The organism is Alkalicoccus luteus (assembly GCF_052061695.1).
Classification (GTDB): domain Bacteria; phylum Bacillota; class Bacilli; order Bacillales; family Salisediminibacteriaceae; genus Alkalicoccus; species Alkalicoccus luteus.
Genome location: NZ_JBPZEY010000005.1, coordinates 258,761 through 275,567 on the forward strand (window position 1 = coordinate 258,761; position 16,807 = coordinate 275,567).

Annotated in this window: 11 protein-coding genes and 1 pseudogene; 2 read left to right on the plus strand and 10 right to left on the minus strand. The window is 40.7% G+C overall.

Annotated features, from left to right (window positions below; all coding sequences use genetic code 11):
- Positions 1-430: 430 nt before the first annotated feature.
- Positions 431-2,341, minus strand: coding sequence for a bifunctional metallophosphatase/5'-nucleotidase (locus ACSZLD_RS08960; protein WP_444684975.1), 1,911 nt, complete (start codon positions 2,339-2,341; stop codon positions 431-433).
- A gap of 238 nt (positions 2,342-2,579) precedes the next feature.
- On the opposite strand from ACSZLD_RS08960, the gene ACSZLD_RS08965 reads away from it, so the two are divergent.
- Both ACSZLD_RS08965 and ACSZLD_RS08970 read left to right on the plus strand, forming a co-directional pair.
- A complete protein-coding gene (locus ACSZLD_RS08965; protein ID WP_444684976.1) occupies positions 2,580-2,969 on the plus strand; it encodes a rhodanese-like domain-containing protein in 390 nt (129 codons plus the stop codon).
- Between the two features lie 229 nt (positions 2,970-3,198).
- Entirely contained in the window at positions 3,199-4,305 is a 1,107-nt protein-coding gene (locus tag ACSZLD_RS08970) for a Fic family protein (protein ID WP_444684977.1), read from the plus strand.
- A 76-nt stretch (positions 4,306-4,381) separates the two neighbouring features.
- Here the strand turns inward: ACSZLD_RS08970 and ACSZLD_RS08975 are convergent, their stop codons facing one another.
- The 9 genes and pseudogenes from ACSZLD_RS08975 to ACSZLD_RS09015 all read right to left on the minus strand — a co-directional run bounded on the left by ACSZLD_RS08975 (position 4,382) and on the right by ACSZLD_RS09015 (position 16,787).
- Entirely contained in the window at positions 4,382-6,559 is a 2,178-nt protein-coding gene (locus ACSZLD_RS08975) for a TOTE conflict system archaeo-eukaryotic primase domain-containing protein (protein WP_444684978.1), read from the minus strand.
- Between the two features lie 125 nt (positions 6,560-6,684).
- Positions 6,685-8,069 (minus strand): annotated as a pseudogene (locus ACSZLD_RS08980) (transposase).
- 350 nt (positions 8,070-8,419) lie between these two features.
- A complete protein-coding gene (locus tag ACSZLD_RS08985) occupies positions 8,420-9,445 on the minus strand; it encodes a GDP-mannose 4,6-dehydratase (protein WP_444684979.1) in 1,026 nt (341 codons plus the stop codon).
- Positions 9,420-10,796 carry a UDP-glucose dehydrogenase family protein gene (locus ACSZLD_RS08990; protein WP_444684980.1) on the minus strand — a complete coding sequence of 459 codons (1,377 nt, stop codon included), beginning with the start codon at positions 10,794-10,796 and terminating at the stop codon, positions 9,420-9,422. The genes ACSZLD_RS08985 and ACSZLD_RS08990 overlap by 26 nt, the downstream gene beginning before the upstream one ends.
- 31 nt (positions 10,797-10,827) lie before the next feature.
- On the minus strand, positions 10,828-12,213 hold the full coding sequence (locus ACSZLD_RS08995; RefSeq protein WP_444684981.1) for a lipopolysaccharide biosynthesis protein: 1,386 nt from the start codon (positions 12,211-12,213) through the stop codon (positions 10,828-10,830).
- Positions 12,188-13,105, minus strand: coding sequence for an ATP-grasp fold amidoligase family protein (locus ACSZLD_RS09000; RefSeq protein WP_444684982.1), 918 nt, complete (start codon positions 13,103-13,105; stop codon positions 12,188-12,190). The genes ACSZLD_RS08995 and ACSZLD_RS09000 overlap by 26 nt, the downstream gene beginning before the upstream one ends.
- Positions 13,106-13,164: 59 nt before the next feature.
- The gene (locus tag ACSZLD_RS09005) at positions 13,165-14,457 is read right to left on the minus strand and encodes an O-antigen ligase family protein (RefSeq protein WP_444684983.1); all 1,293 of its coding nucleotides are present in this window, start codon (positions 14,455-14,457) and stop codon (positions 13,165-13,167) included.
- A gap of 87 nt (positions 14,458-14,544) precedes the next feature.
- Positions 14,545-15,627 (minus strand): glycosyltransferase, encoded by a 1,083-nt coding sequence (locus ACSZLD_RS09010; RefSeq protein ID WP_444684984.1) that lies wholly within the window; start codon positions 15,625-15,627, stop codon positions 14,545-14,547.
- Positions 15,628-15,680: 53 nt separating this feature from the next.
- Positions 15,681-16,787, minus strand: coding sequence for a glycosyltransferase family 1 protein (locus tag ACSZLD_RS09015; protein ID WP_444684985.1), 1,107 nt, complete (start codon positions 16,785-16,787; stop codon positions 15,681-15,683).
- Between the last annotated feature and the right edge of the window lie 20 nt (positions 16,788-16,807).

Sequence of the window (16,807 nt, forward strand, 5' to 3'; positions counted from 1 at the left end):
CACCCCTATTCGCACCGGTATCCCCGTTTACGAGGCAGGTTTTACTCGGTACGAGGTGCGATCTGCGCTTTACGAAGAGGCTTTCGCTCTTTACGAGGTACTTCCCTGCTTTTATAAGAAAACTCCATGCAACGCTTTCGGCTCCTGGCCGAAAGCCTCCTTCCTGTAAATATGAAAGCTTCGGACACTTCCGAAGCTCTCCCCTTCCTCACTATTCGCAGCTCAACTCCGCTATTCGCACCGGCACCCCCGTTTATGAGGCGGGTTTTGCCCGTTACGAGGTGCGATCTGCTTTTTATGAGGAGGTTTTCGCTCGTTACGAGGTACTTTTCCTCAAATACGAGAAACCCCCTTTTTCAACCGACTCGTTACGCCGCCGCTTCCCCACAAAAAACAGCCCCCTTCATGCGAAAGGGGCCGTCGCTATTGATTATTCAGCTGCTGTGTCGACGATGCGTCCTTCTACATCGTAGTCTACTTCGCCGAGGTCTTCCATGTAGTCACGGAGCATTTCCCAGTCGGTGAAGCCGACGATCGTTACGCGTCCGTCATCGTTAATATCTGCGAAGACATCGTAGCCGTCGCCGCCGCCAGCGGTGAAGTTGTTCGTTGCGATCGTGTGCATCGTATCGTCACGCGCGATTTCTTCGCCGTCAACGGTGATGGATTCCACACGCTCGCCTGCTTCATTGTCGCTGCTGTAAACAATTTCGGTTCCGTCAGACACGTGCAGGAATCCGCCGTTTTCGTTCGGCGCTTCAGAGACGCTTAACTCAAACGCTTCGTAAAGTTCGTCCCCTGTGATATCCATGAGAGCAAGTCGGTTACCGAAAGGCTGAACGGTAATGACGTCACCAATGGATGGTGTGCCTGCTGCGAGCGCTTCGCGGATTCCGCCGCCGTTTTGAACTGCCATGATCACATCGTCATCAGCTGTAAGAGCTGCATCCAGCTGTCCGTCTGTAATCAGATTACCGAGCGCTGTTTCATTCGCACGAACGCTCACATCACTTCCGGTGCCTAGACGCGGGTTCGGCAGGTCGTTTACGATTGTGGCATTAACCGGCGTGTTCTGCAGCTCTTCTACTGCTTCTGTAAATGGCTCGAGCATTTCTGCCGCTGTTGGATCTGCTTCAAATTCTTCTGAAGCGAACAATTCGCCGTCCACGCCTGTGACAACACCGTCACGGTCAAATACGACATTCATAGCACCGAGATGCTCGCCGTATTCACCGGCCTGGCCAATAACTGTCGGCTCCATTGGCTCACCGTCTGCATTCTCTTCAACGAGAAGCGGTGGTGAAACTTCATCATGGCTGTGGCCGCCGATGATAACATCGATGCCTTCTACGTTTGCTGCGAGCGTCTGGTCACTGATCGTACCAGAGAAGTTCAGGTGCGTCAGCGCCACGATCTTATCGACGCCTTCCTCCTGAAGGTTCGCTACTGCTTCCTCTGCTGCTTCCAGATAGTCTGTAAAGAGTACATTTTCCGGACTCGAAATCGTCTCTGTTGTTTCTGTGTTCAGTCCGAAAATACCGATCTCTTCCCCATCCTGCTCGACGATGATGCCGTCATAGATGTTGCTGTCTTCTGCATCACGAGTGATACCGCCCTGAACGAGGTGGTCGAATCCAGCGTCGCCGGAGAAATCAACGTTAGCTGCAACAATCGGAAATTCTGCTGCCTCAAAAAATTCCACAAGCTCTGGATGTCCTTCTTCCGGATCGCCGAGGTCAAACTCGTGGTTACCGGGAACGAACGCGTCATAGCCCATGTAGTTCATGAACTGGACCGCGTCCTGACCGCGGAACTCGTTAAAGTAGAGCGTACCGGAGAACACGTCGCCTGCATCAAGAAGCAGCCCTTCCCCGTACTGCTCCTGAGCCGCTTCATATGCCGTTACGAGATGCGGGAACGCATCGGTACGGCCATGGTTATCATTCGTATGGAAAATACTTAATTCAAATTCGTAGTAGTCAAAGTCAAGCTCTTCTGCTCCAACCGTCAGTGTACCGGTTTCCCCGCGAAGCGAGTCATGTGTCACGGTTACTTCCGAGCGGTCGCTTTTGTTTACTTCTACATCCAGATCTCCGACATCGATTGCTTCCCCGTCTTCATCCACAACCGATACGTCGACAATCCGCTCCAGCGGCAGTCCTGCCGGATACGTCTTATCAAACGAAATGGAAAAGCTCTCTGCATCGATCACGTCTACGTTTTCAACAGCGCGATGTGGTCCTTTTCCGTTACTGTTTCCCGGACCTTCTGCTGCCACCGTTCCTGTCATGGCGATCATGCTCACTGCCAATACCCCTGCTGCACTACGTTTAAATTTCATGCATCTTGGCCTCCTATGTAGAAAAGTAGCGTACACTCTTCATTCTATTGGGAGCGCATTCATCGCTCAATAGGATGATTTAATGAATCGGAGTCACGATTAGGTCCAAAAACTGCGGAAAACGTTAAAAAAGTGACAAAAGACACCGACCCTTATACCCCATGTCAATAAATGTATCCTATTACTTTAGCACTGAAAAGAACCGCATGCTATACTGTCTGCGAGGAGGAAGATACCATTGAAAAAGCTGTTATACGGAATGCCGCTTTTGTTGCTTGCTGCCTGCGGGAATGATGAAACCGCGATGGAGGAAATGAGCACCGAGGAGCTGCAGGAACATATATATGACGACGGATTTGATGACGAGGTGCTTTACCTCGACGTTCGGGAAGAAGATGAATTTGCAGAAGAACACATCAGCGGATTCACCAACATTCCGATGAATGACGTCATGGAAGATCCGTCACTCGTCGGCGAGGACCAGGATGTCATCATTCTCTGCCGGACACAAAACCGCAGCATCGAAGTCGGTGAACATCTGATCGAGAATGGCTATGACGCCGACAATCTGACTGTCGTCATGGGCGGCATTTCCGATTATGAAGGAGATACCGTGTCAGAAGAATAAGAAGAAGGTCGCCATAATCGGCGGCTTTTTTATATAACAGGCGGTGCGCTATTCGTACTCGAAGTCGTCGTATTAACCTCCTACGTATCATTCTCTCCGTTTTTTTGTTACGGCTATTACCCACAGAACACAACCACATTTATCTTTAATATGATATTATTAATTAATGTAAAGGATCTTTAACGATATTATTCACATTAAAAATATCACTATAAACGGAGGAGTTCTCATGAAAAAGCCTTATCAGCTGCCTCTGCTCCCTGTCACCTTCCCCCCGGAAACAGAACTGACCTTTTATAAAAAAACAGTAGATACGATGACAACACTCGAAAAGCTAAAACAGCGTCTTCACTATTCCCCGGTCCATGAAAACTTCATTCAGCTGTTAACGCTTAATGAATCTGTGCAATCGACTCGAATCGAAGGTACACAAGTTACGTTTAGTGAAATGCTTGAAGACAACATTGATCTCAGCGCAGACTGGAAGCGTGTCGAAGTACGGAACTATCAGCAGGCGTTGACACGTGGCGTGGAACATATTCAAAGTGGCTATCCCCTGACAGAACGCCTCATCCGGGAGATGCATGACATATTAATGCAGGATGCTCGCGGCTCTGGAGGTGCAGCGGGCAGCTATCGCCGAATTCAGAACTTCGTCGGGCCTTCCAGTAAAATGAGCGAAGCCTCTTATGTACCACCAGAACCTCAGATGATGAATGAGTACATGACTAATTTGGAGCGGTATATCAATGGTCATCCTTATCAAAAAGAAAGTGAAGAACAGCTTCATCCGCTTATAAAATCTGCCATTATCCATGCACAGTTCGAATCAATTCATCCATTTTTAGACGGAAACGGCCGGCTGGGAAGAATTTTAATTGTCCTTTATCTTTTGCAAGAAAGAGTTATTGACACCCCCACTTTCTTTTTAAGTGAAGAACTTGAAAAGGAGCGCTTTAAATATTATGCGATGCTGAACGGTGTGCGGGCTATTGGCAAGCAGGAGCCTGACTGGAAGAACTGGATCCTGTTTTATCTCGATGCAGCGAAACGTATGGCCTGGCAGCATGAGCGGAAGCTGCAGCAGGCTGGCGACTTATACGAGCAAGGTCTTCGAGATCTGGATCAGCTTTCGCTTCAGCAAGTCTGGAAGTCATTCTTCCTGCATCCTGTAGCCAATGTGCATCAGCTCTCTGAAACCACAGGCCTTGCTGCCTCTACCGTGCGCAAAGCGCTTAGAACGTTGACAGATCGGCACATGCTTTTTGGTGATGACCGCGAACGCAGCCGCCGCTACTACCATTATGATCTTATTCGTATTATGACTACCGAATAAACGTGGATGCTTTCTCCCTTATGAACCGCGCAGGACCGCTTCGAGCCTGTGCGGGTTTAACACGCCGGCCGAATCATTAGAAAAGCCGCATCTGTTGTTTGTTCATCCTGGCTGTCTCCTCCAGCAGATATCCAAGCCGTTTATAGCCTGACAACCTGCTTTTGTACGCTGCTTTCAAAACCGGTACTTGTTTATCCACATAATCATACACTTCGACCGATTCTTTCCCAGCATAGCTTCGATGCAGCCTGCCGACATACTGCTCCACACTCCCACTCCATTTTATCGGCATGACGAGAAACAGCGTATCCAATCGCGGATCATCGAAACCTTCCCCAACAAATCCTCCTGTTGCAAGAATTAATCTCTCTTCATCTGAAGGAATAGCCGCCAGTCTCTCAAAAGCTTCGCGCTTCTCCTTTACACGCATTTGCCCGTGCAGTACAATGACATGTTTAACGAACTTTTGAAACCTGCCCTCCAGTTCGTTTATATGAGCAATTCGCTGGCTCAGCACAATTGGGCTGCGATTTCGATCAAGTGCCTCCAATACGTCATTAAAAATCTGCTCATTCCGCTTCGTATCAAGCGTCATTTGTTCATAATGATCATGCCATTTATGTTCGTTATCCGACGTGTAAGCGGTAATTTGAGGCTTTAAAATGTGATGAAAGCTTCTCATTGCAGCCATTTCTTTTCCGCTTGTCTCATACACGACCGGCCCGCACTGCATCGTCATAAACGGGTGCCAGCCGTCTCTTCGCTTCGGTGTGGCAGTTAGTCCATGAACATAGGCAGCAGAAGCCTGCTTAAGAATTTCTTCAAAAGTGTACGCAGATATATGGTGACACTCGTCCACAATAATCTGCCCATATTCCAGACCTTCGGCTTGATGGCGCACGCTCTGAATCGTAGCGACATCGATGATTCCGGTCGGCTTCTGCTTGCCGCCTCCCAGCTGTCCAATCTGATGTGGCTCGATGGATAAAAAGCTTGCAAGCTTCGACTTCCACTGATCAACCAACTGTGTTCGATGAACGAGGATCAGCGTATTTACCTGCCTTCTGCTAATGAGAGCGGCTGCAACAACGGTCTTTCCAAATCCAGGACCGGCCGATACAATCCCGCAATTGGATTGAAGCAGTGCTTCTAAAGCAAGCTCCTGCTGTGGAAACAGCTCGGACATAAACGACGTGTGCAACGGGATTCCGTAGTTTCGCTCGTCTTCTATCGACTTCAGCTGCAGCACACGCTGGATATCGTCCACTTTTCCACGAGGGAACAGACATGCTTCCTCATATTCTTCATATCCCTTTAAGCGGGCTTCCAACATCCGTGTGGATCTCCGCTGAGATTTCGCTTTGTAATAGTCCGGGTTATGGAAGGAACAAAGCTCTTTCAGCGACTCGAACTGGCTTTCTGTCATGAAGCTTTTAGGAATCAGCAGCCCGTTTTTCAACACGGGTTTTTCCTCTGTCTGCAGCTGCATATAACGCTTTATCTGGGTAGCTGTTGAACGCTCGGCCTCCCTTACAACACTCCACTGATCGGAATAAGGCTGAATCAGCTCATCAACAAATACAGACCTTCCAAGCTTTCTTCGTTTCCCTTGAAGCGGTAACGCAATTAAATTTCCAAGTCCCTTCCCAGTTAATTCACTTTGAGCTGGGAAGAACCTGTCAAAGGAAGCCAGCTGCTTGCATTTCAGGCGCCTGGCTGTTTCACGCAGAAGTTTTTTTCCGGCATCACGAACCATTGCCGCCGGAACCGCCTCCTCAAAAAACATCCAGACATGACAGCCATTACCGGACTGAGATACTTCCATCAACGGAGCGAATCCGTGAAGCTTGCACGTCTTATAAAAATGAGCCGCTTCCTTCCTCCAAGAGCCTTTATCAAAGTCTGCCGCTAAGAAGTAGCAGGTCTGATCTTCCAGCAATGGATAAATACCGATCATGTCTGATCCTGCCAGATGATGATAAAGAACTGAGTCTGTCAGAGGAGAATGCCTCTTCCCATGCTTCACTGGATAGTAGATTGTACCATTTTTGTCTTCAATCAGCTGTGCATACACGTCCTGCCTCCCACGAAACAATCGTTTATACGCCTGGATTCTTTCCTGTACAGCCTCCTGTTGTAAATGAGGCTCTGGAAGCAGACCATGCTTGTTTAACAGCTGTTTGAGTAATGCATTTTCCTTACGAAGTTTGCTTAATTCCGCCTCCAGCTGCTTAATACTTTTTTCTTCTGCCATAGATGCCTCCAACTTATATCTTTTGTACAGCATACAAGAAATAAGCCGTTAGTTCAGCAATTATTTTTATTGTAATTTTCTGATAATTTTTGTAGTATAAGGTGTACAAAGGTAATATTTAGGGGTTACTGAATAACTGGCTTTTTGAATAAAAACAACTGTTGAAAGGGGAACATCATGGATCGACTGTCTTTCATTCGCTTGCGAAGGATAACGACACACCAAGCAGGAAGGTCCCGTAGGGCCTTCGCCAGGTTCAGGTTTAAGATTTGCAGCGAGATGACGGTTTCGCTGGTATCTTGACGACGTGCTTGAATACGACCTAGTCCGTAGCTGCGCTTGCCCTCGCCGAATTTCCCTTCCACGGCATTTCGCTCACACGCATCCTGATAGGCCTGATGGTTTGCTGCTTCTTTGGTTTCTTTCGACGGACGCCCGAGCTTGGGGCCGCTCAGTCGGATCTTGCGTTCCTGGCAGAACCGTCGGTTCTCCCTCGTTCGGTACAGTTGATCAGCCAGCACCGCCTCCGGGTAATGGCCGTGGCGATCGTAATACGCTTCCACCGCTCGAGGGAGATCTTCCGCGTCGTGATAGGCATCCCACTCCAGTCGGTCCAGGTGGGTCCATCCGTTGGTGACGACCACGGACATCTTTGCTCCGAACTCCACGGCTGCATGGGCTTTCCCGCGCACCATAGGGCGGACATGGGGCTGTGCGATACTGACAATCCGATGATCAATACGGCGCCGCTTGGAAACAAACATCGTTTGCTGCTGGCGGTACAGCTCCTGGATAACGAGGAGATCTCGGTACTGCTTGGTGGACAACGGCATCAGGGTCGTTTCCTCCGCCAGCGCCGCTACATGATCGAGGTCCCGACGAACATGATGCAACTGCTGGCGGATCGCGCTACGACGCTTCTTTGCCCCAGGCCGCCGCTTCTTTGCCACTGCCAAATACTGTTTCCGCGCTTTGTTTCGATAGGTACGTGGTTTGACGCTTCCGTCAGGTCGTTCTTCATGCATGGTATCGATAATGGCTTCGAGTTTCTCCCGGGCATTGTTCAAAAGCTTCAGGTCCGTTGGGTAGGCGATGTCCGCCGGGGTGCAGGTCGTATCCATGAGCAGTTTCCCCTGATGATATTGAGGACGATCGGAGGGGGCTGCGTCTTGATCCCTTCCCTCCTGGCTGTTTGCGGATGGTCCGCCGTGATCATCATCTGGAGGATCTTCCTCGTCAGAGGAAGAAGAGGCGGCTTCCACTACCCACTCATTCACCTGTGCGATCATGTCCGCATCGATTCGACGTCGGTGCCAAGCGCCATCCGGACCGAATAGGCATGCGCTCCCTGCGTGACATCTTTCAGCTTCTGTTTGTACATGCTTTCCGCTTGGCCCCATGGGATCAGTTGGGCCAGATGAACCCATCGGTTATACGGGTTCAGGGAACCTCCGAAAGGAAGAAAGAAGTCACCAGGCAGTAACAGCTGATTTTCCGAGTGATTGTACATGGATCATCGCCTCCAGATGCAAGGATTTTTGAACGCGGACGGGTTTTTCCTTGCATCTCTTTTCGACAAAAACGTCCAAAATCCTTGTGGCACAAGAAATTAACCGTTATTCAGTAGCCCCTATTTAAATATTTGATAGAAAATCAAAACAACGGTCAAGTTATAATCATCGAAAACGAAATACCTCAATTAGATTATAGTAACGCTAACCTTATACATTTCACGAAAGATGTGAATAATGGTCGTTATGGATTACTAAATGGTGTGACCGAGTAGTGGAAGTTCATTCGAATAACGGCAACACAAAAAAGCCCGCCAAGCTGTCATTAGACAACTTAGCGGGCAGAACTTTACTTCACCTTATAATAATCAACATACCAATCAGCAAATTGCTGTAAGCCTTCTTCGATCGATGTTTTCGGTTTAAAACCTACCGCTTCCTGCAATAAGTCAGTTGAAGCATACGTTGCAGGAACATCTCCTGGCTTAATCGGTTCAAACACTTTTTCAAACTGCACTTCTCTACCTAAAGCTTTACTCAAGGTCTTCTCCAACGTATTAATAAACGTCATCAGTTTTTCCGGATTGTTGTTACCGATGTTAAACACCTTGTGAGGAACGGCATCAATCGGAGGTTTACCGATAAGTCGCTCTATTCCTTCGACTATATCATCGATATACGTGAAATCACGATAGAGATCATTATCAAAATCACCATTATTAAAGATCTTAATTGGTTCCCCAGCAAAGTATTTATCCGTAAATCCAAAGTAGGCCATATCCGGTCTTCCCATAGGACCATAAACAGTAAAGAAACGAAGTCCAGTAGCCGGTATTTTATATAAATGGCTATACGTATGGGCCATTAATTCGTTTGACTTCTTTGTAGATGCATATAATGAAACTGGAGTATCTACAAAGTCTGTTTCTTCAAATGGTACCTTTTTATTAGCCCCATAAACAGAACTAGATGAAGCATATACAAGGTGATCAACAGGATAGTGTCTGCATGCTTCAAGGATGTTATAAAATCCAATAATGTTACTTTGAATATATACATCCGGATTTTCTATTGAATACCTAACACCAGCTTGTGCGGCTAAGTTTACTACAACATTAGGCTTGTACTCTTCAAAGACGCTATTAATCATAGGCTTGTCCGAAATATCTCCCTCAATAAAAGTAAACTTATCAAATGGTTGAAGTTGCTCTAGACGAGCGTGTTTAAGTTTCACATCATAGTAATCATTTACATTATCAATACCTATTACTTGGCAGCCACCTTCTAGTAGTTTCTTAGATAAATAATATCCGATGAAACCAGCAGCTCCAGTAATAAGATAAACTTTACTAGGATCTAACGGCTTGTAATTCAAGATTTCTCAACTCCTTTACAACTTCTCTCTCTACAGTTTTTCTTCCAATAGAGTGATACTCCACTCCTGCCTCCCGCATCTCTTCAATACCATAAATATTTCTTCCATCATATACTAACGGAGTTCTCATTAATTCCTTGTACTTTTCAGGTGTGACTGTTTTTACTTCGCCCCATTCCGTGAAGATAAAGCATACATTTGCATCTTTTAATGCTTCCTCAACATCACTTACATACGCCATACTTCCTTTTCCATGCTGACCTTCTGGATGTACTTTCGCAAAATTTTCTGCACCAACAGGGTCATACGCATAGATTTCTGCACCTTGTTCTAATAATAAAGGTACATTCTCAAGAGAGGCCGCTTCTCTTAAATCATCTGTTCCTGGCTTAAATGTTAACCCTAGTACTGCTACCTTCAGACCGCTAAACGTAATCAGTCTCTTGCTCGCCTTTTTGTATAACATTGTCTTCTGATCTGTATTCACATCAATCGCAGCCTTAACCGTTCGCAGCTCATACCCATGCTGTTTTGCAATGTTTTCTAGTGCTTTCGTATCCTTAGGGAAGCATGAGCCACCATAACCAATACCTGCATTTAAAAACTTATTCCCTATACGTGCATCATAGCTCATACCTTTTGCAACATCTTGTACGTCTGCTCCAACTAGTTCACATAAATTTGCAATGTCATTCATGTATGAAATTTTAAGAGCCAAAAAGTCATTAGATGCATACTTGATCATCTCTGCAGATCTTCTATTCACCGAAACAATAGGCAAATTAAAAGGCTCATAGAGTTTCATTAATAACTCTTCAGCCCACTTACTTTCCGTCCCAATAATAATTCTTTCTGCATGAAGTGTATCATGTACAGCTGACCCTTGTGCTAAAAACTCTGGATTTGATGCCACTTCTACTTTTACATCATTAACTAAAAAGTCTTGAATAAACTGTTCTACTTTATCATTCGTACCAACTGGAACTGTTGATTTAACAACAACTAAGCAATCTTTTTCCATAGATTCAGCAATTTGTCTTGCAACAGTTGCAATATATGATAGATTCGCAGAACCGTCTGGCTGCTCTGGAGTACCTACACCGATAAAGATAGCATCTGCATCTTTATACGCTGATTTGTAATCTGTTGTATATTCAATTCTTCCAGCTGCATAGTTCTTCTGCATTAACTCTTCTAATCCTGTTTCAAAGATTGGAGAAACTCCAGATTTCATTACATTTACTTTTTTTTCATCAATATCTACACAAGCTACTTGATGACCAACTTCGGCAAAACAAACACCTGCGACAAGGCCAACATAGCCTGTTCCTGCTACTGCAATTTTATACATAGTAATACCTTCCTTTATCTTAAATTATAGTTTATTGTCTCCGCTTCATTATATTTATTACATCGTATTTCCTCGCCTTATAGTAAGTAAACCCAATTAATATTACATTTGATAAAGCTGCAATCATACATAATAATATAATTGCAATAAGGTCATCGTTGAAAATTATAAAACCAATAAATAAAGCTCCTGCTCTAATTAAAGTGGTTAGTATTTCATAAAATAAGAATAACCCCTGCAACTTAAGCACGGGAATAGTTTTTGTAGTAGGTCGATTAATAAAACCAAAATATAACCATATTGATAACCACCTTGCATATTCCCCAGCTTGTATCCAATCCTCCCCCAAAACTAATCCAAACAACCATGGTCCAAACATAAAAACTATCCCAAATGGAATTATCCCAACTATTGCTAATCCCATGGTTGCTTTAAAAAGCAGATTGGCAACGTGTTCTCGTTTATTTGCAGCCTGAGTAATTCGTGGATAAAAAACATCCCCAATAGATTTGCTTAGTAAATTCGTAGGGACATGTAATACCTTTTTACTTATAGTATAAAAACCAGCATATGCTGGTCCAAAGAAACTTGCAAGTAATAATATTGGCAAACTTGAAGAAATACCATTTACAAGTTCCTGAGGTGCTCTATAAAGCGGAAAATCTTTATACACCTTTAGTAACCTAACCATTTCACCTGCATTATCTTTAATATTCAAAGTACTTCTACTAAATTTATATTTTAGATGAGATACTATAAGCAAAGTGTGTAGTAAATAACTAAATGCAGTTATAGAAATTAACACATATGCTACAGGGTGGTATAATCCAACTCCTATTTTAGAAAGATTTTCAATAATTGACTTATATATCATGGCTTTTGCAGTTAACTTAAACTTTTGAAGACGAATTAACCACTGTTCTGAAACTTGGTATAGCACTGAAAAAATTATTATTAAAGGAATAAAAAACAGATAAGACTCTATCTCTTCTAAATTGAATAAGGAAGCAATTGGCTCTCTATAAAAAATTAAAATGGTTAATGTTAAAAAGGCTATTACAAAAGACAAATAAATAGAGGCTTTCACTAAAATTTTTGCCTCTTCATCTTTATTAGGTAGTACTATAGCAACAGGATAAGTTAAACCTGAAATTTTTGTTACAATGGCGGTAATTGCCACAAATACCCCTAATATTCCTATACTTTCAGGTCCATAGATCCTAGCTATTATTGGAATAGATAACATAGCTATTACTTGGGCTATTACAGTACCACTTGCAACCACCGTTACATTTCTAATAAATTTACTTTTTTTTAGTTCCATTATTTTTTTCAGCATTGTTACCTCTTTTTTTATACCCTGAAAATAATTAATAAAGATATAAACTAATTTAGTTTTGTATATTATTAATTTCAAGCATATCTCCTACTTTTTTATTCCATTCGAGTGGATAAAAACTCCCCATTCCACTTTGAGGAAAAAAAGTAAGTTCACCAAAAATTATTACATTATTTACATAATAGAAATCGACTCTAACAAATGGAAAACCTTTTGATAGCGTGCTTGCTAAATTAATCATCTGCTCATATTTTTCAGGTTTTAAATACTTGGAATTGGAGTTGGGCAATGGTCTCAAACCTGTAAAATCCATATGCTCCCAATCTTCATTGTAAAAATCGATAGTTTCATTTTCCCCTCTTCCTCTTATTACTTGACAATACTTAGCTTCTCCATTAAAGCAAAAGAATTTATAGTCAGTTAACGCTACAGTTTGTTCTCCTTCAGACATGTATTTCTCACAAATTATTCTAGGTTTTATATCCTTGTATACCCATTCGCGTTTTTCCCAATAATAATTCTTTTTTAGCCAACGTTTCATTTTCTTGTATTCTTTATCCCAGTCAAGCTTATTTTTATCCTTACAGATAATATTAAACCCGGACCCATGTGTTCCCTTTAAAACAAAAGCTTTAGGTAATTTAGAAATGTTTATTTCCTCGACTGATTCATAAACTTCATAAAGATCGTTTAAATAGTCCTCTCCAATTCGTTCTTTTACAAAATATCTTACTTCATATTTATCTGCACACTTAGTTGCCAAGGGATCTCTCCAATTTAACTTCAACCATTGTAATTTATCGTTAAATTGTTCAGGGTTATCTAAATTAAGTTCTCTACCTACCCTCTTCTTAAACGTATTACGAATTACTTTTTCATCATTTATTAGACTCTTATAATAGTAATACTTTAACACATTGTAAAAACTCACCATTTGTCCATTTTTCTTTAAAATCCTTATTATCGACATGCCCTTTTTGCACCGCCTTAAATAAATAACGATATACCCTTAACTAATTGTATATCTCTTTACACTTTTTTACGCTTTTCCATAATACGGTCAATAATTAAACTTGCAAACAGTATGCTATAAAAAAACGTATATGATCTATGGTAATAAGTAACTTGCCCTATTTCAAAGATCAATGTTACGATTAATAACCCAAATAAAATCTTTGAAACTTCACTTTTATTTTTAGTTGTCAGATATATTAAGAATACCCATAAAACATAGGCATAATAAAATATAAACCCAATAATTCCTCCAGATACCAACATTTCTAAATAATTGTTATCCGAAACAATAGTGGATGGATGCATCAGTCTAAACGCATCTAACCCATACCCGTATATTGGATTATTCTTAAAAAGTTCATATGCATAATTTATTAATGACATTCTTGTTGTAACAGATGAATCAGATACATCATTGCCCAGAATTAAATTTAATAATTCTTCAAGTCTATAACCAATTATTTGGTAAAGTGCTGGTATATATAATGTAAGTAACAGTATTAATACACTGGTAAGAGTTCCAATTAAAATATATAAGACTTTTTTTGAACCTTTATACAAGAACAATGAACTAATTATTATTCCTCCAAGTAGAAACAATAATCCCTTTCGGGAACCTGCAGCAAATATTGTGAATAACATAATAAATGTTGAAGAGTAGTACATTAATTTTGTTTTGGATTTGGTTTCTTTAGAAATTAATATTAATAAAAAAATAATAGAGAGAGAAGAATAATAGGCTATTCCGTTAGGACCTATAGTTGACAACTCAATACCTAAAAAATTGTGTGTTACTGTTTCTCTCCATGAAAAAGCAATTCTAGAAGTAAACAAAGATTCTCTATTAATGAGTAAAATTATTAAATTACTAATTAGTGAGGAAAATATAAATACTTTCATAATCTTATATAGGTTTTTAGTCAATAAAATAAAACTAAATAATATAATTCCATATACAAGGTTCATACCCACAGTTTGTACCATAGAAAGAGAGTGCACACTATTGTATACTTCCCCAAGCCATATGTTTAAGAGAGAAAAAATAATAAACATACTAATAGTAATATGCATTCCATTCAACCTTATATATTTTCTCTTCAAAAGAAATAGTAAGCCTACTATCATAAATAACAATAAAGATAGTTGGCCTAATAAGCTATATCTAGCAACATTTCCAAATATAAGCTGGATAGAGAGGAAAACATAAAAAACATTTCCAATTGAAGTTAACGAGAATTCGTTATTGAGGTTAGGTATGTTATTATTGATTTCATTATTAGTTACACTTTTATATTTAATTTCTTCCATGTTATCTAGCACCCTCTATTATATATTCTCGTTTTCTCTTGGATCTCCATAGATTACTAACCAACATTTGAATAAAATTATTAATAATTATTTTTTATTTGAAACTGATTCAAGGTATGATAGCCATTTATTAGCTATCAAATTAATATCTAGTTTATTTATTATCTCTCTAGCCTCATTAGCTATTTTAGTTGCAAATTCTTCTTCTCTAACAACTTTTTCCATCGCCTTCGTTAGTTCTTCAGTATTTCCAACAGAAACTAATAACCCATTCTCGCCGCTTGTAATTAATTCGTTTGGTCCTCCAGCAGGACAATTTGTGGATATAACTGGTAAACCAATTGCCATAGCTTCTATCAATGCATTAGGCATCCCTTCGTAGTTTGAACTTAAAACGAACAGTGATGCACCAGTAATACGCTCTAGCACATCAGACTTTTTACCCGGAAAAGAGTAGGTATTTTTTTTGAGCTTCTGTTCTGCATAAGTCTCTAATTCATTTCTCAATGAGCCTTCACCGTATATGATTAACTCATAACCATCATTATTCTTCTGAAATTTTGAAAAGGCATCAATTAGTAGATGATGATTCTTTTGCTTTTCCAATCTCCCGATAGAAACTATTTCTTTCCGTTTTACTTCTTCAATATTTTGAGGGATTCTGGAAGGGTCTAATGGGTTCGGTAATATTATACCTTTATGTTGAATACGCCTTGAGAAAAATTCACTTGCTTCCTTTGTTTGAAATATGAAACCATTTACTGTAGGGTATATAATCTGTCTAATTATACGCTTAATTTTACTAGGGGGGTATATTGCAGGATTATTCCTTTCAGATACTACGCGCGGAATTCCTGTTCCGACCAGTGACAGAGCAGTCCATACATTTACCTTTTCCGGCATTGAAAGTACTACATCGGGATCGATACCTTTTATCAATTTCCTCATTTTCGTGTAAGCACCCAATAACCCCTTTTTCCCGATACGGCTCTTCGAAGACAAGGAAATAATTTTAACTTCTTTTTTAATAGAATAAAAACAAGGCTCATTTACTTCAGTTATTATTGTACAATTTATATTATTTTCAATAAACCAATTAGCTAATTGTGCAATAACACGTTCACAGCCACCACCATGCATGTCCCTCGTCACAATAACAATATTTTTCAATTTTCTCACCCGTAATCTAAAAGAGTTTTATATACTTAATTGTTATACAATCATCAAGTTTGAACTAATTTAAAATAATGTTCTTTTAAATGTTTTGCGTTTTCCTTAACATTAAATCCTGCCTCAGTTATTTCATGAATTACTTGTTTTTTCACTCGTTGCCTATCAATCATCTCTATTTCACTTATCTTTTTAACCCAGGCTGCTTCACCTGCTTCTAATGGCAAAAATTCTACTAAATCGGTAAGTTGTACTTCTTGTGTAACGTTGTCGGATATTATTGATGGTAAACAAGCAATTTGCCATTCAATAACTACATTAGGTAGTCCTTCATATCTGGATGGCAATACCATTATATCCATTGCTTGTATCAACTTTTCTACTTCAAGTGATTTACCAGTAAATATCACATTATTAGATAAACCCTTTCGTTGAATTTTCTTTTCTACTTCTTTTCTTGTATAACCGTCTCCTACCAAAAACAATACGTATTCAGGAGACCTTTTGACTAAATGTTCAATTATACCTATTAGGAAGTCATGGTTCTTTTGATAATTAAAAGCTCCAACATGTCCTATCACCTTTTTTCCTTCCAGATTATACTTCTCTCTGTATATTTGACGTATTTCTTCATTATATGAAAATTTCTCCACGTCATTTCCATTATTCACAACAGTAAAATTATCACTCTGAAATAGCCATCTACCAGCTTGATAACCACAAGCAAATCCATGTGTGTAAGTAAAATTAAATACAGGCCTTAACAACTTATGAATTAGTTTATGTTTACACATAGAGTTACGACTATGTGATATTCGTACTTTTACACCAGCTTGTTTTGCAGCTAGCATTTCTACTGCTAAAGTACAACTGTTCCCATGGGCATGTACAATATCATACTTTTTCTTAGAAATTATTCTTTTTAATTCTCTAAAGTAAAGTAGTGGTTTTTTATTCCTTAATAGTAATTCAAATATTTCTCCATTATTGCTTTCTATTTCTTTCCTCAATCGCTCATTGATTTTATTTGGAATTACAAAGTCTATTTCCATATTAGATTTATCCATATATCTGTAGTAATTCATTACACTATGTGTAATACCATCTAAGTCAAATTTAGTTGTAGCTATGATTAATAATTTTACCTTTTTATGTTTCAACAAATGCACCTACTTATTTA